General features: G+C 60.3%; 23 protein-coding genes. 12 read left to right on the forward strand and 11 right to left on the reverse strand.

Annotated features, from left to right (window positions below):
- Nucleotides 1–147: 147 nt before the first annotated feature.
- The 6 genes from HU811_RS09825 to HU811_RS09850 all read right to left on the reverse strand — a co-directional run bounded on the left by HU811_RS09825 (nucleotide 148) and on the right by HU811_RS09850 (nucleotide 3247).
- On the reverse strand, nucleotides 148–486 hold the full coding sequence (locus HU811_RS09825) for a HopJ type III effector protein (protein ID WP_186655541.1): 339 nt from the start codon (nucleotides 484–486) through the stop codon (nucleotides 148–150).
- Complete coding sequence (locus HU811_RS09830) at nucleotides 479–775, reverse strand: DUF1244 domain-containing protein (protein ID WP_063324421.1); 297 nt, start codon at nucleotides 773–775, stop codon at nucleotides 479–481. Before HU811_RS09830 ends, HU811_RS09825 begins: the two co-directional genes overlap by 8 nt.
- 97 nt (nucleotides 776–872) lie before the next feature.
- Nucleotides 873–1253 carry a dihydroneopterin triphosphate 2'-epimerase gene (folX, locus tag HU811_RS09835; protein ID WP_092394011.1) on the reverse strand — a complete coding sequence of 127 codons (381 nt, stop codon included), beginning with the start codon at nucleotides 1251–1253 and terminating at the stop codon, nucleotides 873–875.
- Nucleotides 1254–1811 (reverse strand): GTP cyclohydrolase I FolE, encoded by a 558-nt coding sequence (gene folE / locus HU811_RS09840; protein ID WP_186655543.1) that lies wholly within the window; start codon nucleotides 1809–1811, stop codon nucleotides 1254–1256.
- 20 nt (nucleotides 1812–1831) lie between these two features.
- Nucleotides 1832–2542, reverse strand: a complete 711-nt coding sequence (gene folM, locus HU811_RS09845; protein WP_186655544.1) for a dihydromonapterin reductase — start codon at nucleotides 2540–2542, stop codon at nucleotides 1832–1834.
- A gap of 135 nt (nucleotides 2543–2677) precedes the next feature.
- Nucleotides 2678–3247, reverse strand: coding sequence for an antibiotic biosynthesis monooxygenase (locus HU811_RS09850; RefSeq protein WP_092394003.1), 570 nt, complete (start codon nucleotides 3245–3247; stop codon nucleotides 2678–2680).
- A gap of 218 nt (nucleotides 3248–3465) precedes the next feature.
- Between HU811_RS09850 and HU811_RS09855 the strand changes: the two genes are divergently transcribed.
- The gene (locus tag HU811_RS09855) at nucleotides 3466–4425 is read left to right on the forward strand and encodes a MerR family transcriptional regulator (protein WP_186655545.1); all 960 of its coding nucleotides are present in this window, start codon (nucleotides 3466–3468) and stop codon (nucleotides 4423–4425) included.
- 23 nt (nucleotides 4426–4448) lie between these two features.
- Here the strand turns inward: HU811_RS09855 and HU811_RS09860 are convergent, their stop codons facing one another.
- Nucleotides 4449–5054, reverse strand: coding sequence for a hypothetical protein (locus HU811_RS09860; protein ID WP_092393997.1), 606 nt, complete (start codon nucleotides 5052–5054; stop codon nucleotides 4449–4451).
- A gap of 54 nt (nucleotides 5055–5108) precedes the next feature.
- The gene (locus HU811_RS09865; RefSeq protein ID WP_186655546.1) at nucleotides 5109–5585 is read right to left on the reverse strand and encodes a PAS domain-containing protein; all 477 of its coding nucleotides are present in this window, start codon (nucleotides 5583–5585) and stop codon (nucleotides 5109–5111) included.
- A gap of 156 nt (nucleotides 5586–5741) precedes the next feature.
- On the opposite strand from HU811_RS09865, the gene HU811_RS09870 reads away from it, so the two are divergent.
- The 4 genes from HU811_RS09870 (at nucleotide 5742) to HU811_RS09885 (ending at nucleotide 9142) form a co-directional block, all read left to right on the forward strand.
- Nucleotides 5742–6197: a flavodoxin gene (locus HU811_RS09870; protein ID WP_186655547.1), complete on the forward strand. Its 456-nt coding sequence runs from the start codon at nucleotides 5742–5744 to the stop codon at nucleotides 6195–6197.
- Nucleotides 6198–6353: 156 nt separating this feature from the next.
- Nucleotides 6354–7136: a class II aldolase/adducin family protein gene (locus tag HU811_RS09875; protein WP_092393988.1), complete on the forward strand. Its 783-nt coding sequence runs from the start codon at nucleotides 6354–6356 to the stop codon at nucleotides 7134–7136.
- Complete coding sequence (locus HU811_RS09880; protein ID WP_092456526.1) at nucleotides 7136–8038, forward strand: alpha/beta fold hydrolase; 903 nt, start codon at nucleotides 7136–7138, stop codon at nucleotides 8036–8038. The genes HU811_RS09875 and HU811_RS09880 overlap by 1 nt, the downstream gene beginning before the upstream one ends.
- A 192-nt stretch (nucleotides 8039–8230) precedes the next feature.
- On the forward strand, nucleotides 8231–9142 hold the full coding sequence (locus tag HU811_RS09885; protein WP_092393985.1) for an SDR family oxidoreductase: 912 nt from the start codon (nucleotides 8231–8233) through the stop codon (nucleotides 9140–9142).
- A 43-nt stretch (nucleotides 9143–9185) separates the two neighbouring features.
- Here HU811_RS09885 and HU811_RS09890 read toward each other — a convergent pair whose 3' ends face one another.
- Nucleotides 9186–9953 carry an N-acetylmuramoyl-L-alanine amidase gene (locus HU811_RS09890; protein ID WP_186655548.1) on the reverse strand — a complete coding sequence of 256 codons (768 nt, stop codon included), beginning with the start codon at nucleotides 9951–9953 and terminating at the stop codon, nucleotides 9186–9188.
- 720 nt (nucleotides 9954–10673) lie between these two features.
- Here HU811_RS09890 and HU811_RS09895 point away from each other — a divergent pair.
- From HU811_RS09895 to HU811_RS09905, 3 genes are all read left to right on the forward strand, one after another.
- Entirely contained in the window at nucleotides 10674–12467 is a 1794-nt protein-coding gene (locus HU811_RS09895) for a DUF1302 domain-containing protein (RefSeq protein WP_092393979.1), read from the forward strand.
- A 22-nt stretch (nucleotides 12468–12489) separates the two neighbouring features.
- Nucleotides 12490–13857 carry a DUF1329 domain-containing protein gene (locus HU811_RS09900; RefSeq protein WP_092393975.1) on the forward strand — a complete coding sequence of 456 codons (1368 nt, stop codon included), beginning with the start codon at nucleotides 12490–12492 and terminating at the stop codon, nucleotides 13855–13857.
- 250 nt (nucleotides 13858–14107) lie between these two features.
- Nucleotides 14108–16660 (forward strand): helix-turn-helix transcriptional regulator, encoded by a 2553-nt coding sequence (locus tag HU811_RS09905; protein WP_186655549.1) that lies wholly within the window; start codon nucleotides 14108–14110, stop codon nucleotides 16658–16660.
- A gap of 69 nt (nucleotides 16661–16729) precedes the next feature.
- Here the strand turns inward: HU811_RS09905 and HU811_RS09910 are convergent, their stop codons facing one another.
- Entirely contained in the window at nucleotides 16730–17542 is an 813-nt protein-coding gene (locus HU811_RS09910; protein WP_186655551.1) for an IclR family transcriptional regulator, read from the reverse strand.
- 163 nt (nucleotides 17543–17705) lie between these two features.
- Between HU811_RS09910 and hmgA the strand changes: the two genes are divergently transcribed.
- Genes hmgA through maiA form a run of 3 tightly spaced genes read left to right on the forward strand, consistent with a single transcriptional unit; the run spans nucleotide 17706 to nucleotide 20965 of the window.
- Nucleotides 17706–19010: a homogentisate 1,2-dioxygenase gene (hmgA, locus tag HU811_RS09915; protein WP_186655554.1), complete on the forward strand. Its 1305-nt coding sequence runs from the start codon at nucleotides 17706–17708 to the stop codon at nucleotides 19008–19010.
- Nucleotides 19011–19013: 3 nt separating this feature from the next.
- The gene (gene fahA / locus HU811_RS09920; RefSeq protein WP_092393963.1) at nucleotides 19014–20318 is read left to right on the forward strand and encodes a fumarylacetoacetase; all 1305 of its coding nucleotides are present in this window, start codon (nucleotides 19014–19016) and stop codon (nucleotides 20316–20318) included.
- An 11-nt stretch (nucleotides 20319–20329) separates the two neighbouring features.
- Nucleotides 20330–20965, forward strand: coding sequence for a maleylacetoacetate isomerase (maiA, locus tag HU811_RS09925; RefSeq protein WP_186655557.1), 636 nt, complete (start codon nucleotides 20330–20332; stop codon nucleotides 20963–20965).
- Between the two features lie 124 nt (nucleotides 20966–21089).
- Here the strand turns inward: maiA and HU811_RS09930 are convergent, their stop codons facing one another.
- A complete protein-coding gene (locus tag HU811_RS09930; RefSeq protein ID WP_186655560.1) occupies nucleotides 21090–21893 on the reverse strand; it encodes a SirB1 family protein in 804 nt (267 codons plus the stop codon).
- A gap of 186 nt (nucleotides 21894–22079) precedes the next feature.
- On the opposite strand from HU811_RS09930, the gene HU811_RS09935 reads away from it, so the two are divergent.
- A complete protein-coding gene (locus HU811_RS09935; protein WP_186655563.1) occupies nucleotides 22080–23099 on the forward strand; it encodes a Glu/Leu/Phe/Val dehydrogenase family protein in 1020 nt (339 codons plus the stop codon).
- Nucleotides 23100–23112: the final 13 nt, after the last annotated feature.

Here is a 23112-nt window from a genome sequence, read left to right on the forward strand (position 1 = left end):
TATCCCCGCTGGGCTGCGCAGCAGCCCTAAGACCTGCTGCCTCGGTGTGTCAGACTGATGGGGTAACTGCTTTGGGGCTGCTACGCAGCCCAGCGGGGATAAATCCCCTCGCCACAAAAGCGGATCTCACCACACAGGTAGGGGCGATCAGCGCCGTTGCAGCGGCGGCGCCTCGAACTTCACCCCGGCCAACCCATGGGCCATCAGCGCCCGGATATTACCGTGGTCGCTGCCCTCAGGCGTGGCCAGTACTGACCGGTAATGTTCGCCGAACGCCAGCAGCGCCTCTTCATCGCTCAAACCTTCGAGCAGGGCCAGGCCCAGGGTCTTGCAGGAACCTTCGTTCTGCCCGGCGGCGTTGTCGACGTCACCGTTTCTGAAAGCCTGAGGCTGATAGTCGTAGCCATTGGCGATAAAGGCCAGGGTGTCGGCAAAAATGTGTTCGCCGCTCTTGAGGCTGGCGCGCAGGGTGTTCAGGTCAGGCATCAGGTTTTCCTTTGGCGAACGCCGCTTGCTGTTCGGCGCTGGCTTCTTTCTGGTATTGGGCTTTCCACTCGGCGTAAGGCATGCCGTACACCACTTCGCGGGCGTCATCGAGGCTGACCTCGATCTGGCGTTCATCGGCAGCAGCCTTGTACCACTTGGACAGGCAGTTACGGCAGAAGCCGGCGAGGTTCATCAGGTCGATGTTCTGCACATCCTTGCGGCTGTCCAGGTGGGCAACCAGTCGACGGAAAGCGGCGGCTTCAAGTTCGAGGCGTTGTTGGTCGTTCATGGGCGTCTCTGCGAGACAGCTTCAAGGGGCGAGCTTCAAGCTGCAAGTTTGGATTACGGTGTCAGGCTTGAAGCTTACAGCTTGAGGCTTGTGGCTGCTACGAAGCAGCCCGGCTTGCAGCTAAAGTAATCGACACCGATTCGGCAAATCGCAAGGCGTGGGGCTTGTCGACTTCGACTTCGGCATACAGCACCGATTCGTTGGCCATGACCAGATCGAGCAGCTCCTGGGTCAGACGTTCGAGCAGGGCGAAACGGTTACCTTCCACGTGGGCGATGATCGCCTTGGTGATGGTGCGGTAGTTCAGTGCGTGGTCGATGTCGTTGTCACGCACCGCATCCTGGGCCGCATAGAGGATGGTCAGGTTGATCAACACATCCTGTTTGTTGAGGATTTCGTCCTCGTTGATGCCAATGAACGTGCGCAAGCGCAAGTCCTTGACCTTGATGCGCGCCATGGCGGGTTGAAGTTGTGGCATTTATTTGCTCCGTCGAATCAATTGCAGGAACTCCTGACGGGTGGTGCTGGATTCGCGAAAGACGCCGAGCATCACCGAGGTGTTCATGGTCGAGTTCTGTTTTTCGACACCGCGCATCATCATGCACATGTGCTGGGCCTCAATCACCACTGCAACGCCGGCGGCCTGGGTGACCTGCTGCACCGCGTCGGCAATTTGCCGGGTGAGGTTTTCCTGAATTTGCAGGCGGCGGGCGAACATGTCCACCAGTCGGGCGATCTTTGACAGCCCCAGGACCTTGCCCGTAGGAATATAAGCCACATGAGCCTTGCCGATGAAGGGCAACAGATGATGTTCGCACAGGGAATAGAGTTCGATGTCGGCGACGATCACCATTTCATCGCTGTCGGAGGCGAACAGGGCGCCGTTGACAATCTGATCGACGCTTTGTGCATAGCCGTGACAAAGGTACTGCATGGCCTTGGCCGCACGAACCGGAGTATCCAGCAGGCCTTCGCGTTCCGGGTCTTCACCCAGGCCGATGAGGATCTCGCGATAGTGCTGGGGCGATAACGCCATGGTGCATCCTCGAAGCAAGGCTATTTGACGTGCCGGCCGCCGTTGACGGTCAGGGTCGTGCCGGTGACGTAGGGGTTGTCCAGCAGATAACGCAGGCTCTGATAGATCACTTCGCTGCCGGGCTCGATGCCCAGCGCGGACTTGGCCAGGGCCTTGGCACGGTAGGCCGCGTCGTCTTCGGGATTGAACAGTAGCAGGGCCGGGGCAATTGCGTTGACCTTGATGTGTGGCGCGTATTTCGCCGCGAACGACAGAGTCAGGCTTTCGAGCCCGGCCTTGGTGGCGCAATAGGCGATATGCCGGCTGCTGCCCTTGCGCGTGACGTCATCGCTGATGTGCACGATATCCGCCGGGGTTGAGCGTTGCAGCAGTTCGGCACACTGCAGATTGATCAGGTAGGGGGCGAGCATGTGCACGGCGAACATGGCGTTGAACGCGGCTGCTTCGTGGCCGGGCGTCTCGGTCAGCCATGCCGAGGCGTTGTGGACAATCGCGCGCAATCGGTCGGTGTGCTGCTTGAGCTGATCAATGAAGGCCAAAATCCCGGTCTCACTGGAAAAGTCAGCAAACAGCACGATCGCTCCCAGATCCCGCAACGCCTGCACGCCCGGGCGCTCGGTGCGGAAAGTGGCGATGACCGGATGACCGTCTTCGAGCAGTCGACGGGCGCAGTGCAAACCGACGCGCTGGGCTGCGCCAGTGATCAGGATCGGAGCGGTGGCGCTGGGCATAGGAAGGCTCGGTTCACGGCAATCGCAAAACTATAACAGCGACGCAAGGTGGCGACGACTCTGTGGGAGCAAGCCCGCTCCCACAGTGGCCCTTGTTGAACGCGAACGCTGCGGGCCGACGAGAGCGGCCCGGCCTCACTGATTCTGCGTAGCCGGCTTGGCTGGCAGTGCTTTGGGCGCTGCACCGTTCAACCAACCCGCCAGCAGGTGAGTCGACATCGGAATAAACAAATAGACCATCAGTGGCGTCAGAATGAGCGTGCTGATCAGCACGCGGCTCATCATTCCCAGCTCGCTGAGCAATGGCCCCAGCAGAAAGTTGAACAGCAGCGACACCGGAAAGAACGCGAGCCAGATGGCCACGGCCTGTTTCCAGCGCGGTGGACGTTGATCGCTGGCGCCAAACCAACCGTCGATACCGCGCACCCTGTGTTCCGAAGGGTGGGCAAACAGCTCGCTGCCTCGCGCCAGCCAAGCCGTGCGCGAGGCTGAATGTTCCCAGGCGTGCAGGGTCTGCTCGTCGGCAAAGCGGAAAATAATCTGGAATTCATCGCTCTGAGGCGGTGGCGCGAGTACACCGGAACCCAGGTAACCGGGAAAGTCGGTGGCCAATTGTTCGCCTTCACGCAACCAGGCGATCAGGTCCTGATAGCGTCCATTGGCGACACGACGGGCAACCATCAAGGTGACAGGTGAGGTAGACATTATGTATCTCCGTAAAACAGGTGCGGTACTCCGGGTAGGAGATTCGCGGGAACACCCCAGGGTGGTGGGGCGCGTCCGTTCGCCAAAAAGCACGCAAGGTTTATTCCTTCTTGAGTGAAAAGCAACAAAATCGCGCATCAGTTGTGTTGTTATTGTCATCCTATGACTCAGAGGGAGTACACTGGGATCCAATTTGCCAGCCGGAACTGTCTGCCAAAATGAGCGTAATCACTGAGGAAAACTTCGTTTTCCAGGCAACCACTGCCTTGAGGCAGGAGGAACTGTTCCCCATCCGCGAAGTCGCGCGACTGACCGGCGTGAATCCCGTGACCTTGCGCGCGTGGGAGCGTCGCTACGGTCTGATCCAGCCCACACGCACCGAAAGCGGGCATCGCTTGTACTCCTTGGGCGACATCGAAAAGGTGCGCAGCATCCTCGCCTGGATTGAGCGCGGGGTGGCCGTGAGCAAAGTGGGAAAGATCCTGACCAAGACCGAATCGGTGCAACCGGTTTCCGCGCTTATTTCCTCGGATCTGGTGAGAGCCGATTATGCCCAGTGGCAACAACAGGTGGCTGGCGCGGTTGGCAACTTTGACGACATAGAGCTGGACCGTCTCTACGGGCAGATATTTTCCACCTACGCCGTGCCGATCGTATTTCAAGACATCCTGATGCCGCTCTGGCGACAGTTGCAGCAACGCCAGCAAGAGTTCGGACAAACCAGCGAATGGGTGTTTTTCGATGGGTTCCTGCGATCACGTATCATCCAGCGACTCTTGCTCAAGCGCGAAGCCCATTCGCGGCGCGTGTTGGTTGTGGGCATTGTCGGTCAATGTCGAGAGCTGGAGTTGCTGGTCACGGCGCTGTTCGTCTCCAAGGCGGAAGTCGGCGTCAGGGTGTTGACCATTGGGTTGCCATTCGACGAACTGACCCTGGTGTGCCAGAAAATCCAGCCGTTGGCGTTGGTGCTGGTTTCCAACCATGCACCGCCTCCGGAGTTACCCAAGCGCCTGAACAAGTTGGCGATGGGCCTGGACTGCCCGCTGATGCTGGCCGGTGATGCGTCCGATCTGCTTCAGGACAGCCTCGCCGGATCGTCGATCGGTTGCCTGGGCAGTGAAGGGACCTTGATACACCAGCGGTTGCGACAGCTATTGGCGGGTAATCTGGATACCTGATAACCGGCAGGTCAAGCCGTGCACTAGATGTGCATGGCCGGATGGGTCAGGCGGTGTTGCTGAAGGATGTATTGACGCAGGCGCTCGGTCTCATCCTCGTCATTCTGGCTCAGGTGGTAGGCGTACAGGCCCTGAGCGGTTTCCCGTTCCAGTGTGCCGCGCAAGGAAATCCTTTCATAACCTGACGGGCTGAACCACAAGGCGAATTGCTTTGGCGGCTTGGTCCGGCTGCGGTTCTGCAACAGGATTCCTTTGCAGGACACCTCATGGACCCAGAGCGGTCCGGGCTGGCCCTTGGCATTTTCCAGTGCCACCGGCTCGTCAAGTGTGAGGCGCCATGGCCGAATTTTCGGCCCGTCTTCGTAGATGCTGGGCACACCCAGACGCAGGTGCATTGCGTGGAACTCGTCTTCCACCAGGTGCAACGGAAAAGTCATTTGCTGGTTTTCGAAGTTGGCTTGCAGCGTAACCTGTTCGTTGGCTGCCAAGCGCGTCAGCAAGTCACGAATTTGCGACCCGCCGTTTACCAGCAAGCTCGACGTGACATCCCGCTCGTTGAGTTGCGGGTTGTGCTGCATGGTCCGGATGAAATCCAATTCATCCTGCGTCAGTAGGGCGTCGCGCTGCATGATGTGCTCGAAAAGAGGATTTACACTTTCACTGGTGATTGTAGTGACTGACCGCTAATTCGCCGGTTTGTTTGCGCCGTTCGTCGCTTCGAGTCGGGCAATGGTTGCTCGTGCTTCAGCCAGCTCCTTCTCCAGCTGGGCGACGCGTTGCTGAGCCTTGACCTGAGCGGTCACGTCTTTTTGCACACCCACGAAATAGGTGCGTCCGTCAGCCTCGTTTTTCACCGTCGACAGAGACAACTCATTCCAGAAAGGGCTGCCGTCCTTGCGGTAGTTGCGCAGTATCTCCCGGCAGGCACCGTTCTGCTTGAGGACCGTGCGAATCTGCTCCAGGGCCGGCTGATCGCGATCACCGGACTGCAGGAAACGGCAATCCTGATAAAGAATCTCTTCACTGCTGTAGCCGGTCAGCCGTTCGAATGCCGGATTTACGTAGATCAGGATATTGTCTTCGTCGCCTTCTTTTTCTGCGATGACGATGCCGTCGTTCGAGGCGTTGATGACCAGTTGCATCAGTTGAGCGTTAATCATGGGCGACATCCCTTGAACATCCCTGTGTACGCTGCATTTTAGAAGAACCTGTCGCGATGTCTACTGGCCATTATTGGTTGTTGAGAGTCAATCGCAGCATTGCGTCTGAGCCTGCTACTATCGCCGCTCTTTTTATTCAGATTCAGGATCAGATTGATGAAAGTCGCCATCCTTTCGGGTTCCGTTTACGGGACCGCCGAAGAAGTCGCCCGGCACGCCGCCAAACTGCTCGGTGACGCGGGTTTCGAAACCATGCACAACCCGCGCGCAAGCCTTGCGGACATTCAGGCATTTGGCCCGGCGGCCTTGTTGGCGGTGACTTCCACGACGGGCATGGGAGAGTTGCCGGACAACTTGATGCCATTATATTCGACGATTCGCGACCAATTGCCAGCCTCTTTTCGTGACCTGCCTGGTGCCGTGATAGGCCTGGGCGACGCCAGCTATGGCGATACCTTTTGCGGCGGTGGCGAACAGATGCGCGAGTTGTTCGCCGAGCTGGGCGTGCGTGAGGTATTGCCCATGTTGCGTCTGGATGCCAGCGAAAGCGTCACCCCGGAAACCGATGCCGAACCTTGGCTGGAGGCGTTGATCGAGGCGCTGCGTCGCTGAGCGATGTGAAGCGCACGGCGCCCCCGGATGACTCGCTCGGCCAGTAAGCTGGCTGCCAATGCAACTACCGACCCCGTTGGAGCTGACTAGACTGATTAGCTTGTTCGTGACTGTTTCAGAACAAGTACCTATAACTAGAAAGCAGAGGTCAGAGCCGTGAGCGTAGCGCCCGTCCCATCGACACTCAGCATCAAAGATCAGGTCAGTGCCGCCGAATGGCAAACCCGCGTCGATCTGGCAGCCTGCTACCGGCTTGTCGCCTTGCATGGCTGGGATGACCTGATTTTCACGCATATCTCCGCCAAGGTTCCCGGTACTGATGATTTTTTGATCAACCCGTTCGGGTTGATGTTTCATGAGGTCACCGCCTCGAGCCTGGTCAAGGTCGATCAGGCCGGCAACAAACTGATGGACAGTCCCTACGAGATCAATCCGGCCGGTTATACCATCCACAGCGCGGTGCATGAGGTGCGGCACGATGTGGTGTGTGTGCTGCATACCCACACGGCAGCCGGCGTCGCTGTGTCGGCACAGAAGCAGGGTGTGTTGCCCATCAGTCAGCAATCGTTGTTCGTATTGTCGAGTCTGGCGTATCACGCCTATGAAGGCGTGGCCCTAAATCACGAAGAGAAGGCCCGCCTGCAGGCGGATCTGGGCGACAATAATTTCCTGATGCTGCACAACCACGGTCTGCTGACCTGCGGCGGTACCATTGCCGACACCTTCCTGATGATGTTCACCTTCCAGCGAGCCTGTGACATCCAGGTCTTGGCGCTCAACGGTGGGGCGGAACTGATCGCCATCGAGCCGCAGATACTGGCCGGCGCCCGGGCGATGATTGCCGGGGTGACCAAAAGCGCCCAAGGCATGGGAGGCGCGCTGGCATGGCCGGCGTTGCTGCGTAAGCTGGATCAACAAGATTCGGGTTATAGATGCTGATGCCTCTGGTCCAGATTCCCCTGCGTATTTGGCGCCAGCGCGGCCAGACCTTGATGTTCCGCGGCCACGCTATCCGGTATTGGGTGGCAGGGCACGGCGAGCCTTTGTTGCTGATCCATGGTTTCCCCACCGCCAGTTGGGACTGGCATTACCTGTGGCAGCCGCTGGCACAGCGTTATCGGGTGATCGCCTGCGACATGCTCGGTTTTGGCGACTCGGCCAAGCCGACGGATCATGTCTACAGCCTGTTGGAACAGGCTGACCTGCAGCAGGCTTTGCTGGCACATTTGAATGTGAAGCAAGCCGTGCATGTACTGGCCCATGATTATGGTGACAGCGTGGCCCAGGAACTGCTCGCCCGTCACTACGAAGCGCGCATCGAACTTGCCAGTTGTGTCTTTCTCAACGGTGGTCTGTTTCCGGAAACCCATCGCCCGGTGCTGATGCAAAAACTGTTGCTCAGCCCTTTGGGCTGGCTATTGGGTCGGGCTTTTTCCCGAGAGGGTCTGGTCAAGAGCTTTCGCCAGATATTCGGCCCCAGGACCGGCCCGACCGAAAGCGAGCTGGACGATTACTGGAGTCTCGTCGAAACCCATCACGGACCGCGGATCATGCACAAACTCATCGCCTATATTCCTGAGCGGCGGGTGCAGCGTGACCGCTGGGTGCAGGCCATGCAGCGCGGCGAGGTGGCGCTGCGGGTGATCGACGGAGCGGTTGATCCGATTTCCGGCGAGCATATGGTGGCGCGCTACGAGGCGCTGATCCCCAACCCTGACACCGTACTGCTGCCCGACATCGGCCACTACCCACACACCGAAGCCCCGGTGCAGGTACTCAAACATTACCTGGAGTTTCGCGAAAACAGGACCGCGCCGGTCAGGCAGGTGGTCTGCTCATAAGTGCTGAAGGTTGGCGCACTGTCGCGAGCAGGTTCGCCCCCCTGATGAGGGCCGCGGCTCCCACAGCAGAACCGACGCTCATCATCCCCTCACCTTATTGCCCACCATTCACTCCCAACCCTGATGATTGTGACGGGTCGCCCTGTGCCCGACACTCGGGGCATTGTCCTATTGCCTGCTGGAGTTCTGCCCATGAATGAGTCTGTACGCTTCGAAGATAAAGTCGTGATCGTCACGGGTGCCGGTGGTGGTCTGGGGCGAGCCCATGCCCTGTTGTTCGCCAGGCAAGGGGCCAAAGTGCTGGTCAACGACCTCGGCGGCTCTGCCCAAGGAGAAGGGGCCAACGCCTCGGCGGCGGATCGGGTGGTCGCTGAAATTCGCCAGGCCGGCGGCATTGCCGAGGCGAACCACGACTCCGTCACCGATGGTGACAAGCTTGTTCAAAATGCGCTCGACGTGTTTGGCCGGGTCGATGTCGTGGTCAACAACGCCGGGATCCTGCGGGACAAGACCTTCCACAAAATGGAGGACGCCGACTGGGACCTGGTCTACCGCGTCCACGTCGAGGGTGCCTACAAGGTCACCCGCGCCGCCTGGCCACACCTGCGTGAGCAGAATTACGGACGGGTGATCTTTACGGCCTCCACGTCCGGCATCTACGGCAACTTCGGTCAATCCAACTACGGCATGGCCAAGCTTGGCCTTTATGGCCTGACGCGCACCCTGGCCATCGAAGGTCGCAAGAACAATATTCTGGTCAATGCCATTGCCCCTACCGGCGGCACCCGCATGACTGAAGGCCTGATCCCGCCACAGGTGTTTGAACAGCTCAAGCCGGAACTCGTCAGCCCATTGGTGGTGTACCTGGCCAGCGAGGCCTGCCAGGAAACCTCCGGGCTGTTCGAAGTGGGCGGCGGCTGGATGGGCAAGGTGCGTTGGGAGCGCAGCCTGGGGGCCGGCTTCGATCCAAGCAAAGGTTTCTCACCCGAAGACGTCGCGGCCCACTGGCAGCAGATCTGTGATTTCGAGGGCGCGGTACACCCCAATGACAACCTTGAAGCGTTGAAGGAAATGATGGCGAACTTGCAGCGCTACACCGTTTGACCTTGCGGCCTCGACCCGTTGCCGTCACACGCGGCAACGGTGCTCAGGGGACGTATTTCTTCACCAGCGCCGCCAGATTTGCGGCAGTCTCGATGTCCATCACACCGTCGTATTTCGCTGGACGAAAGTGCAACTGAAAAGCTCGCACCAAACGCTGAAAACCCACACTTGTGGCAGCTGCCGACGTGTCATACCCATATTTGCGGAACAAGCCAAGCAGTTGCTCGCGCGTCGGCAGGCCGTTGCATTGGTAGGCGCGGGTGTAAGCCTTCTGCGTGGGTTCATCGAACCAGGCGCCGATGCCCTTCAGATACAGCGCGTGCCAGGGGAACATCGGGCCGGGATCGCTTTTCCTGCCCGCCGCAATATCTGAGTGTCCCACCACATTGACCGGGCTGATGTCCGGATAGCGCTTGAGTATGTTCAACGCCAGGTGTTCGATCGCCTCGACTTGCTGAGGTTGATAAGGCGGGAAGGTAAATTGCCCGTGGTTATCGGTGGCCAGGTTGACGATTTCAACACCGATCGAGGTGTCGTTCAGATTCGTGCGACCACCCCAACTGCTCACCCCCGCGTGCCAAGCACGTTGGTTCTCGTCCACCAGATTGAAAATCTGCGGTTCCTGGAAACCGGCTTTCAAGTAGCTCGGGTCGGTGAAGTCCGGGATGAGGTAGTGGGCGCTGACCGAGGCACCGGTCAGTGCGTTGATGGAGGATGAAAAGTTCGCAGCGGTGTAATGAAAGACTAGGAAGCGAACTCTATTGTTGAAGCCTTTTACCGAGCGATAACGGTTGTAGTTGATAGGTGTCATAAAAACTCACTGAGGTTTAAAGTCGAAGCGGAATGCTGTGACTGACTTTCAGCCTAACAGTGGATTTTTGATGGGGGCGTAGCGGGTTTCTTGCTTTGTTGTAGGAACAGGCGTCCCTTGTTCCCTCTCTCTTCAGGGCTGTTATGGCCGTCTTCCGGATAATACGAAGTTTGAGTTGGAGGGAGGCGAAAGTCTGTCAAAGTTTAGAACGGCTGCTGTGTGAGAATTTCCGACGGTGAGGTAGGAAATAAGAAGTTTTAACTCGGAAGTAACTGCGCATAAAAAAGGCCGCTGCAAAAAGCGGCGGCCTGAAAATGACGTTGCAAAGGAGCAAAAAACCAACGTCAGTGAACACGGGAGGTGATGGACCGATGCGCCAATCCATCCGAATGACGGTGCGCCGGTCGCGAGGGACGCGATGGCGGCTTGTACCTGCAGGCCCGTTGCCCTGAAAGCCCGGCCAGCATAGGGATTGGGCAGCAGGGGAAACAGCCCGGATCCGGACATGCACCGTTGCAGGGCATGCAACAGTTGAAAAGGCCTGATGAGTATGCGCGGCGTTGATAACCCATCATCCAGTGCGTCCATGCGCGGCGCAAAGCCCTGTATTTCATGGGCTGTAATCCTTTCGGGGTACAGCGCGAATACCTCCTTGGTGCGCTTATCGCCCATGTCGTGCGGCAGTAGGGTGAAGGCTCTGTCACTCACCGGGGAAGACGCATGACAACAATAACAATGCGCGCCATCTTCAAGCCGCAGGCGCTGGCCGTCGCGGTGGCCTTGGGCTGCTCTGCCCAGGCCCAGGCCGTTTCATTCAACATTGGCGAGATCGAGGGGCAGTTCGACTCCTCGTTGTCCGTGGGCGCGAGCTGGGGCATGCGCGATGCCGACAGGGACTTGGTCGGCAGCGTCAACGGCGGTACCGGGCAATCCTCCACCGGTGACGATGGGCGGCTGAACTTCAAGAAGGGCGAGACCTTTTCCAAAATATTCAAAGGCCTGCACGATCTCGAGCTCAAGTATGGTGATACGGGCGTGTTCGTGCGCGGCAAGTATTGGTATGACTTCGAACTCAAGGACGAAAGCCGCCCGTTCAAGGACATCAGCGACAGCAACCGCAAGGAAGGCTCCAAGTCGTCAGGGGCGCAGCTTCTCGATGCGTTTGTCTATCACAATTACTCCATCGCCGACTTGCCGGGTACGGTGCGTGCGGGCAAGCAGGTGGTCAGTTGGGGTGAAAGCACCTTCATCGGTAACTCCATCAACAGCATCAACCCGGTGGACGTCTCCGCGTTCCGCCGTCCGGGTGCCGAGATCAAGGAAGGCCTGATCCCGGTGAACATGTTGTTCGCCTCCCAGGGCTTGACCGACAAACTCACCATCGAAGGTTTCTACCAACTGGAGTGGGACCAGACCGTGGTGGATAACTGCGGCACGTTCTTCGGCAACGACGTGGTGGCCGATGGCTGCACCAGCGGCTACACCGTGGGCAGTCCGGCGATTGCGCCGTTCGTGCCCTTGACCCAGGCATTTGGCCAGGAGATCCAGGTGTCCAGCGAAGGGGTGATCATTCCCCGTGGTGGCGACCGCGACGCTCGCGACTCCGGCCAATGGGGCACGGCGCTGCGCTGGCTCGGCGATGACACCGAGTACGGCCTGTACTTCATGAACTACCACAGCCGCACGCCGACTGTAGGCACCACCACCGCCGGCCTGTCTACGTTGTCTGCACTGCCGGGAATGGTCGCGATTGCAGAAGGGCTTGCTCCTGGCAGCGGTGCGGGGCTGGCGCAAAGCGTGATGCTGGGCCGCGGTGGGTACTACCTTGAATACCCGGAAGACATCCGCCTGTACGGCGCCAGTTTCTCCACGACGTTGCCCACCGGCACCGCCTGGACCGGGGAAATCAGCTACCGTCCCAATGCGCCGGTGCAGGTCAACACCAACGACCTGACCCTGGCTCTGGTCAATCCGATTGCCGGTGGTGCGGCTTCGCCCATCGCGACGTCACCCGGTGCGGACAATACCGGTTATCGCCGCAAGGAAGTGACCCAGATCCAGAGTACCATGACGCACTTCTTCGACCAGGTGCTGGGCGCTGATCGCCTGACCGTGGTGGGCGAGGCGGCGGTGGTGCATGTGGGTGGGCTGGAATCCAAGGACAAGCTGCGTTATGGCCGTGACTCGGTTTACGGCCAGTACGGGTTCGGCGGTGACACCGACGGCTTCGTCACCTCGACTTCCTGGGGCTATCGCGCCCGGGCAATTCTTGACTACTCCAACGTCGTTGCCGGTATCAACTTCAAGCCCAACGTCTCCTGGTCCCATGACGTCGCCGGCTACGGCCCCAACGGCTTGTTCAACGAAGGCGCCAAGGCCATCAGCCTGGGTGTCGATGCCGACTACCGCAACACCTATACCGCCAGCCTGAGTTACACCGACTTTTTCGGCGGCGACTACAACGTCCTCGAAGACCGCGACTTCCTCGCGTTGAGCTTTGGCGTGAACTTCTGATCTGGCTGACAAGGAAAAACCAATGCGCAAGATGATTCTGCAATGCGGCGCCCTGGCCCTGAGCCTGCTGGCCGCGAACGTGATGGCGGCGGTTTCGCCGGATGAAGCGAACAAACTGGGCACCAGCCTCACACCGCTGGGCGCGGAAAAGGCAGGCAATGCCGACGGCTCGATTCCGGCCTGGACCGGTGGCATCGCCAAAGACGCTGGGGCGGTGGACAGCAAAGGCTTTTTGGCCGATCCCTTTGCCGGTGAAAAACCGCTGTTCACCATCACCGCCGAGACCGTGGACAAGTACAAGGACAAGCTTTCCGAAGGCCAGATCGCGATGTTCAAGCGCTATCCGCAAACCTACAAGATTCCGGTCTATCCGACCCATCGCAGCGTCTCACTACCGCCAGAGATCTACGAGTCGGCCAAGCGCAGCGCCCTCAACGTCACCACCATCAATGACGGCAACGGCCTGGCCAATTTCACCGGCAACCGTTACTACGCGTTCCCGATTCCCAAGAGCGGCGTAGAAGTGCTGTGGAACCACGTCACCCGTTATCACGGCGGCAACGTGCGGCGCATCATCACCCAGGCCACCCCGCAAACCAACGGCAGCTTCACACCGATCCGCTTCGAAGAAGAAATCGCTGTGCCGTTTTTGATCAAAGACGCCGATCCGGATAAGGCCAGCAACGTGCTGACCTATTTCAAACAATCGGTCACCGCGCCGGCGCGTCTGGCCGGCAACGTGCTGCTGGTGCATGAAACCCTTGACCAGGTGAAGGAGCCGCGCCTGGCCTGGATCTACAACGCCGGCCAGCGCCGTGTGCGTCGCGCCCCGCAAGTGGCCTACGACGGCCCAGGCACCGCCGCCGACGGGTTGCGTACCTCCGATAACTTCGATCTGTTCTCCGGCGCGCCGGACCGCTACGACTGGAAATTGGTGGGGAAGAAGGAAATGTACATCCCCTACAACAGCTACAAACTGGATTCCCCCAGCCTCAAGTACGACGACGTGATCAAGGCCGGCCACATCAATCAGGATCTGACCCGCTATGAATTGCATCGGGTCTGGGAAGTGGTCGGTACGGTCAAGCCAAACGAACGTCACATCTACGCCAAGCGCCACATGTACTTCGACGAGGATAGCTGGCAGGCGGCGCTGGTGGATCACTACGACGGTCGCGGTCAACTGTGGCGGGTGGCCGAAGGTCATGCCCAGTTCTACTACGCCAACCAGAACCCGGGCTACACCCTTGAGGCGCTCTACGACATCATCGCCGGCCGCTACATTGCACTGGGGATGAAGAACGAAGAGAAGCGCAGCTACGAGTACGGTTTCGAAGCCAGGGCTGCGGACTTCACGCCCGCGGCGCTGCGCTCGACGGGGGTTCGTTAGGGCGAATAAGTTGTCGTATTGTTGATTTCAAGCGTACCCCCGTAGGAGCTGCCGCAGGCTGCGATCCTTTGATCTTCAAACACCAGGAAAAAGATCGCAGCTTTCGGCAGCTCCTACAAAATAATCGGGATGACCGGCAATCGATTTGCCGGTCTTTTTTTATGGGCGCCAATCAGCGCGCTGAATACTTCTCCAAAGGTGAGCGCCACAGGGCTAGGGTGATGAAACAATAATAAACAGGACTTCGCACATGACCGCCATGACCCCGTGTCCGGACCGTCCTGGATTGCGGCCCCGCCTGTCTTCGACCCATGTGCCGCGCAGGTCCTTGAGCGAGCCCTTGCTGGCCTCCGAGGCGCGGGTAAAACTGCTTTGCGCGCCGGCGGGCAGTGGCAAGAGTGCGTTGTTCGCTGAGTGTTTCCTGCAGGCCCCCGCCGGTTGCCGGTTGCATTGGTTGCCGCTTGGGGGCGCGACGTTGGACGCGGCGCAAATGTGCGAGCGTCTGGCGCAGACCCTCGGGCTGCCGCTGCTGGATGAAGGCGGACTGTTGGCGCACCTGGCGGGCTTGCAAGCGCCGACCTGGCTGTTCCTGGATGATTATTGTCGGGTACCGAACCCCGATCTCGACCAGTTTCTTGATCGGCTGTTGAGCATCAGCAGTCCGGCGCTGCATCTTTGGTTGAATGGTCGCCGCCGTCCTCACTGCAACTGGCCGCGCCTGTTGCTTGATGACGAACTGCATGAGTTCGATGCGCAGGCGCTGGTCTTCACCCATGACGATGTCCAGCAGTTGCTCAAACATCTGCCCGGCCCCCAGGGCGCTCGCACCGCGCGCGAGGTGATACAGCGCAGCGGCGGTTGGTGCGCCGGGGTGCGCATCGCCCTGCTTGAACGTTGTGAATGGGCGCGCAGCCACGCGTCGCCGGGGCGGCCCGGGACCCTGCATGACTACCTTGAATATGAGTTGTTCAGTACGCTGACCCCGGATCTGGCGCAGGCCTGGCGAGTGCTGGCGCATCTGCCACGCTTCAATGCCCGGCTCTGCGAGCATCTGTTTGGCGACACGGTGGGTGCCGAATGCCTCCCCTTGTTGCTGGACCTGGGCTGTTTCATCGAACCGTGGGAGCAATCTTCGGACTGGTTGCAGATTTTCCCGGCCCTGGCCCGACTGGTGCGTGACGAGCCCTGGCCGCAGGGACGCTCCTGGCATCGGCGGGCTTGCCAGTGGTTTGCCGCCGAGCAGGATTGGCAAATGGCATTCGAGCAGGCCATGCAGGCGCAAGAGTTCGAGGCTGCCGTCAGTTTCCTGCAGCATTTGAATTTTGAACACGTATTGCAGCGCAGCAACGTGACGCTGCTGCTCAAGCTGCATGATCAACAAGGTGAAGCGCTGACACTCGGCACGCCGCAATCGGTGGGGTTGGTCACGGCTGCGTTGCTGTTCGCCGGGCGCTTCGATCAGGCATCGGCGTGCATCGAACAACTGGCCAGGTTCATGCCGCAACCTTCGGCCTGCCTGCAGCGACAACTGCTGGCCCGGTGGCAGGTTCTGCAGGGCTGGCTGCTGCACCTTTCGGGCGATGGCGAGCCGTCCCGCGAGCACTTGCTCCAAGCCCAGGCGAGTCTGGACCCAGAGGCCTGGGCCTTGCGCCTGCTGTGCCAGTTGGGGCTGACACAGCAGGCGCTGCTCAAGGGGGAACTGGCCTCTGCGCAATGGATCAACCGCCAGGCACTGTGCCTGGCGCGTGCCCAAGGCTCCTTGGTCTTCGAGGGCTTGCTGGAACTGGATCACGCCCAAGTCCTGGAGCAACGCGGCGCCCCTCACCGGGCCGACCATCTGTTGAGCGCAGTTCAGGCGTTGCTCGATAAGCCGGGCCAGGACTTTTCTGCCTTGCTGGGACGTATTGCCCTACGCCGTGGCCGTCTGGCTTTGCGCATGGGGTTGGCCGAGCGGGCTGCCGAGCAGTTCCAGGCGGGCCTGGAAACGGGCCTGCATTGCCAGGACAAACAAGTGCTTTATGGTTTTCTCGGCAAGGCCACCCTGGCGGCCAATGGCGGCGACTATGGCGAGGCTTTCCTGCAACTGCGCGATGCCGAGCGGATCATGCAACAGCGGCACATCCCCGACACGGTGTACCGTGGCGTGCTGTTGCAAACCAGTTGCCAGTTCTGGCTGCAACAGGGGCGCCCGGAACTGGCCCACGAGGCCCTGACCCGAGTCTTGCGTCACTTTCGCGGACCGCAGGCCAAGCATGCCCCACCTGCGACCCTTGAGTTGATTCCTCGGCTTGAGTACCTGCTGGTGCTGACCGAGGTTTATCTGCATCGCGCGCAAGACCCGCAAGCGCAACTCAAGGCAATGATCGCCCGGGCACAGCACGGTGAAATGCATGGCCTGGAGACCGAACTGTATCTGGCGCTGGCTGAAGTCGTCTGGCTGTCCGCTGACCGTTCCCAGGCACGATCGCTCGTGCAAGAGGGTCTCAAGCGAGTGGCCTGTTGGCGGGCTGAACAAGCCTTGTGCGAGCTACGCGCGCGCCAGCCAGATTTGTTGGGCTGGGCGCAATCGGTTGAGCACATCGAGCAGCCGGCAGTGGCAGTCGAAGACACGTTGCTAAGTCATCGGGAACTGGAAGTGCTGGAGCTCATTGCGCAGGGTTATTCAAATCAGCAGATTGCCGAACGTTTGTTCATATCCTTGCACACGGTAAAAACCCATTCGCGGCGGATACACAGCAAGTTAGGCGTCCAGCGGCGCACGCAGGCGGTGGCCAAGGCTAAAGTCATGGGCGTTATGAGATAAAGAATTCCCAAGGGGAAGACGATTACCTGCCGCCGCTACGTATCACCGCTCACATCAATAATGGTGTGATCAGGATTGACCCGTTTGCTGATCCGATCCTGAGCCTGCTTCATACCCCATCCGCCAGCTCACGGCCCGGGTCGCGGCCAGCAATCGTTGCGCCGCCGGGCCGTTCTCGTCGGCATGGAACAGGGAGGTCGGGCCGACAATGGTCATCACCGCCGTCACCTGGCCGACGGCATTGAATACCGGGGCTGACAGGGCATCCACGCCGGGCATCAGCAAGCCATGCACATGGTGCAGGCCACGACTGCGTATTTGCTGGCACAGGGCGGCATAGGCCTGGTCGTCGGCCAGGGCGTGGGCGGTGGAAGCGTTCACTTCCTGCTCGCGCAAGCCGATCGTTTCGCGTGTCGGTAGGTAGGCGCTGAATACCAGCCCCGTGGACGAGCTGAGCAGCGGCAATACCGACCCCAGTTGCGTCACCACGGTGACTGCCCGTATGGCGGGTTCGATCCGAACGACGGTGGCACCGTGATTGCCCCACACCGCCAGGAAACAGGTTTCGTTCAAGTCATCGCGCAGTTCGGCCAAGGGCAGGGCGGCCACTTGCAACACGTCCATGCCATTCAACGCCGCCAGGCCCACGCGCAAGGCTTCGCGCCCGAGGCCGTAGTGGTTGGTGGAGGTGTTCTGTTCAGCGAAACCGCTGGCGATCAAGGCCTGCAGGTATCGATGAACCTTGCTCGCCGGCATTTGCACGTGTTCGGCCAGGCGCGAAAGCGATGTAGAGGGCGACAACTCGGCCAGGGCCTTGAGGATGTCGGTGCCGACTTCGGCCGAGCGGACTTTCTGTTTACCGTTGCTGAGCGGGGTTTCCATGGAGGCGCGGAGTCCAGAGGCGAATGGGCGTCTTTATAGCTTGACGGTCGCTGTCGAGCAAATTACGTTATGCGTAATTGAATTACGATAAAAATAACCTGTGCGCCTGACGTTTCTTCGTGGAACGACGAGGTCGTACCCAGTCCTGTGTTCAGGAGGCTCCATGACCCTCGATTCCACAGTCTCGGACCTGGCTTATCAGTCAGGCTTTGGCAATGAATTTGCCAGCGAGGCGCTGCCCGGCGCCTTGCCCGTTGGCCAGAACTCCCCGCAAAAAGCCCCTTACGGTCTCTATGCCGAATTATTCTCCGGCACGGCCTTCACCATGGTTCGCAGCGAAGCGCGGCGGACCTGGATGTATCGCATCCGGCCGTCTGCCAATCATCCGGCCTTCGCCAAGCTTGAACATCAGATAGCGGGCGGTCCTCTGGGTGAGGTCACGCCCAATCGTCTGCGCTGGAACCCGTTGGATATTCCCGTTGAACCGACCGATTTCATCGATGGGCTGGTGCGCATGGCGGCCAATGCCGGCTCGGACAAACCGGCCGGCATCAGCCTCTACCATTACCGCGCCAACCGTTCCATGGAGCGGGTGTTTTTCAATGCCGACGGGGAATGGTTGATCGTGCCGCAACTGGGACGGCTGCGCATCGCCACTGAACTGGGCCTGCTGGAACTGGCACCGCTGGAAATCGCCGTGATCCCCCGGGGCCTGAAGTTTCGCGTCGAGCTGCTTGATCCACAAGCCCGCGGCTATATCGCCGAAAACCATGGTGCGCCGTTGCGCCTGCCGGACCTTGGGCCGATCGGCAGCAATGGCCTGGCCAACCCACGGGATTTTCTGGCGCCGGTCGCTCATTACGAAAACCTCGCCCGACCGACTGCGCTGGTGCAGAAATTCCTCGGTGAGTTGTGGGGTTGCGAGCTGGATCATTCGCCCTTTGATGTGGTGGCTTGGCATGGCAACAACGTGCCATACAAATATGACCTGCGCCGTTTCAACACTATCGGCACGGTCAGTTTCGACCATCCGGACCCCTCGATTTTCACCGTGTTGACGTCACCCACCAGCGTCCATGGGCTGGCCAATCTCGACTTCGTGATCTTCCCGCCGCGCTGGATGGTCGCTGAAAACACCTTCCGTCCGCCGTGGTTTCACCGCAACCTGATGAACGAATTCATGGGGTTGATTCAGGGCGCCTATGATGCCAAGGCCGAAGGTTTCCTGCCGGGCGGTGCCTCCTTGCACAGTTGCATGAGTGCCCATGGCCCGGACGGCGAAACCTGCACCAGGGCGATCGATGCCGCGCTTGAACCGGTGAAAATCGACAACACCATGGCCTTCATGTTCGAGACCAGCCAAGTGCTGCGCCCGAGCCGTTTCGCCCTGGATTGCCCACAATTGCAAACTGACTACGACGCCTGCTGGGCCTCGCTGCCGGTCACTTTCGACCCGACCCGGAGATAACCCATGACTCACGTTTCCCCTACCCGTAGTTGGGTTGCCTGCGCCAACGGCCATGCCGACTTCCCCCTGCAAAATCTGCCGTTGGGCGTTTTCAGCGTTCAAGGCGACAGCCCTCGTAGCGGCGTGGCCATCGGCGAGCGTATTTTCGATTTGCAGGCCGCGCTGCAGGCGGGCCTGTTTGACGGCGCCGCGCGCGCCGCTGTGGAAGCCATGAGTGGCGGCCAGTTGAATGCGTTCTTCGAGCTCGGGCGCGATGCTCGGGTGGCCTTGCGCGAACGGCTGCTGGACCTGCTGCGCGAAGACAGCCCGTTGCGGGGCAAGATCGAAGCCCAGGGCTCGAAGCTGCTGGTTCTCGCCGCTGACTGCCAGATGCACCTGCCGGCGAAAATCAACGACTACACCGACTTCTACGTGGGGATCGAACACGCGCAAAACGTCGGCAAGTTGTTCCGTCCCGACAATCCTCTGTTGCCCAACTACAAGTACGTGCCCATTGGTTATCACGGGCGTGCCTCGACCATTCGCCCGTCCGGCACCGACGTGCGCCGGCCCAAGGGCCAGACGCTGCCCGCCGGCCAGACCGAGCCGACCTTTGGCCCGTGCGCGCGGCTGGACTATGAACTGGAACTGGGCATCTGGATCGGCAAGGGCAATGCACTGGGTGAAGCCATCGCCATCGGCGATGCCGCCGAGCACATCGGCGGCTTCTGCCTGCTCAACGATTGGTCGGCCCGGGATATCCAGGCCTGGGAGTACCAGCCGCTGGGGCCCTTTCTGTCCAAAAGCTTCCTGACCAGTATCTCGCCATGGGTGGTGACGGCCGAAGCCCTCGAACCCTTCCGCCGCCCGCAACCGGCGCGTCCGGCAGGTGATCCACAGCCATTGCCGTACCTGCTGGATAAGCGTGACCAGGCCGGTGGGGCCTTTGACATCGAGCTGGAAGTCCTGCTGCTGACCGAAGCCATGCGCGAGCAGAACCTGCCGGCCCATCGCCTGACATTGAGCAACACCCAGTACATGTACTGGACCGTGGCGCAGATGGTCGCCCACCACAGCGTCAATGGTTGCCAGTTGCAGGCCGGTGACCTGTTCGGTTCGGGCACCTTGTCGGGGCCTGAAAGTGGTCAGTTCGGCAGCCTGCTGGAGATTACCGAGGGCGGTAAAAAGCCAATCGAGCTGGCCTCTGGCGAAGTGCGCAAATTCCTGGAAGACGGTGACGAAATCATCCTGCGGGCCCGTTGCGGTCGCGAGGGCTTTGCATCCATCGGCTTCGGCGAATGCCGGGGCAAGATCCTGCCGGCGCGGTGAGGGAACTGGGCATGGAACTCTACACTTACTACCGTTCCACTTCGTCCTATCGAGTGCGCATCGCCCTGGCGCTCAAGGGCCTGGATTACCAGGCCCTGCCGGTCAACCTGATCGCTCCGCCGGGAGGCGAGCATCGTCAGCCGGCCTACCTGGCGATCAACCCTCAGGGCCGGGTTCCGGCGCTGCGTACCGACGAAGGCGCATTGCTGGTGCAGTCACCCGCCATCATCGAATACCTGGAGGAACGTTATCCACAGGTGCCGCTGCTCAGCGCCGACCTGGCGCTTCGTGCCCGGGAGCGGGGTGTCGCGGCGTTGATCGGTTGCGACATTCACCCGTTGCACAACGTCAGCGTGCTCAACCAGCTGCGGCAGTGGGGCCACGATGAAACGCAGGTGGCACAGTGGATTGGGCATTGGATCGGCCAGGGACTGGCAGCAGTGGAGCAGTTGATCGGGGATGATGGCTACTGCTTCGGTACCACACCTGGGGTCGCGGACGTGTACCTGATCCCGCAGTTGTACGCGGCCGAACGGTTCAATGCCTCCCTGGAGGCGTATCCACGGATCCGTCGCGTTGCGGCGTTGGCGGCCGTGCATCCAGCGTTTCAACAGGCGCATCCGGCAAATCAGCCCGATACCCCTTGATTCCCCTGTGGGAGCGAGCCTGCTCGCGATGGCGGTGGATCAGATACGACGATGGTGAAGCGGCTTGCCTCATCGCGAGCAGGCTCGCTCCCACAGGGTGTGTGGTAACCATCGCCACACCCGCTCAATGCACAATGGAATTGGGCGGCAGATGCCCCAGCCGTTCCGTCAGCCGGATTCGCTGGATTGGATCGTCACTGAGCATCAGTGCATGTTCCAGGTCGAAACGTTCAGCGTCGGGACAGTCGAGCCGCTGGTACAGGCTGGCGCGGGCCAGGTAATCGGCGGCACTGGCGTTGCCCAGTTCAAGTACCCGTTCGGCGTCGATCAGCGCCGCAATGTAGTCGTCGTTCGTCAGATGCAATTGGCGAAGATTGCGCGACAGGCGCTGGAGCATCTGCATGGGCTCGGCACTGACCAGGTGCTCGGCTTTGAGGGGCATGTCGGCCCCGTATTGGCGTTGCAGCAGTTCCCGACAGTCGTTGGGATACAGCCGGCGCCCGCCACACGGGTCGAGCAGATGATCGGCACCGGGGACCCGCAACAGGAAGTGACCGGGGAAATTGACACCGACTATCGGAATTTCCAGGCCACGAGCCAGCTCCAGGGCGATCAGGCCGAGGGCCAGGGGCTGTCCACGTTTACGCGTCAGCACCTTGTCGAGCAACGCGGCCCGTGGGCGCAGGGGCGTGAAATCGTCCTGAGCGAATCCAAGGTCATTGAGGCGGCGCAGCAAGGGTTGGCCCAGTTCGCTGACGGGCAGCATCGGCAGGTCATGGCTGACACGCTGTTGCAGATCCTTGAAATCCTTCAGCAAGGCCGGTACGTCCACTTCGCGATCATGTTCGGCAGCAATCCACAACGCCGCTTCGAACAGCGCCGGTGGGGAGCGGTGCAGGCAATCAAAAAAGGCTTGGCGCGGTTTCATCACAGTCTCCGGACTATGCCTCGTTTTTAGCTCTGCTGCGGGCTTTCGTCCAGTCTCGTCCAGAGAAGGCATCAGGTTATGCCCAAAAGACTGGCCGCCGTGGCGACTTATTCCGGCGCGCTCCAGCAAATTTTGAGCGCACGCCTATACTGGCGGAACAAACAAAAGTGATTCGGGAGCCTGTCGATGTTTGCTCTCATGCAAAGCTCCCGCCTTGAATCGCTGCACCTGAGCGTAGACCCGGCCACCGGGTTGAAGGCGGTGATTGCCATTCATTGCAGCCGTCCTGGGCCTGCTCTGGGTGGATGTCGTTATCTGTCCTACCCCGACGATGAAAGTGCCGTGGTCGACGCCGTGCGCCTGGCCCAGGGCATGAGCTACAAGGCCGCACTGGCCGGCTTGCCGGTGGGCGGCGGTGTGGCAGTGATCATGCGCCCGGCCCATGTCGAAAGCCGCGCTGCGCTGTTTGAGGCATTTGGGCGCTGCATCGAGCAGCTGGATGGGCGCTATATCACCGCCATCGACAGCGGCACCTCGGTGGCGGACATGGACTGCATCGCCCAACAGACCCGTCATGTGACCAGCACCACGGCTTCGGGAGACCCTGCGCCCCACGCGGCGATGGGGGTATTCGCCGGCATCCGTGCCACGGCCATGGCCCGCCTGGGCAGCGATAACCTGGAAAGCCTGCGGGTGGCGATCCAGGGCCTGGGTAATGTCGGTTTTGCCCTGGCCGAACAGTTGCACGCCGCAGGCGCCGAACTATTGGTCAGCGACATTGACCCCGGCAAGGTTCAACTGGCGATGGAGCAACTGGGCGCGCATCCGATCGCCAACGACGCCCTGCTCAGTACCCCGTGCGACATCCTCGCTCCCTGCGGCCTGGGCGGGGTGCTCAATAGCCAGAGCGTGGCGCAACTGCGCTGCTCGGCGGTTGCCGGGTCGGCCCATAACCAGTTGAGCAACCTGCAGGTGGCCGATCAATTGGAACGGCGCGGGATCCTCTATGCGCCGGATTATGTGATCAACTCCGGTGGCCTGATCTATGTCGCCTTGAAGCATCGAGGTGAGGAGTTGCCAACCATCACCGCGCACCTATCGAAAATCGGCGCCCGGCTTACGGAAGTCTTTGCCCACGCCCAGGCAGAAAAACGCTCACCGGCCAGGGTGGCCGATGAATTGGCAGAGCGTTTGTTGTACCGCTGAAAATCAAACCGTG

Source organism: Pseudomonas tehranensis (assembly GCF_014268615.1).
GTDB lineage: Bacteria > Pseudomonadota > Gammaproteobacteria > Pseudomonadales > Pseudomonadaceae > Aquipseudomonas > Aquipseudomonas tehranensis.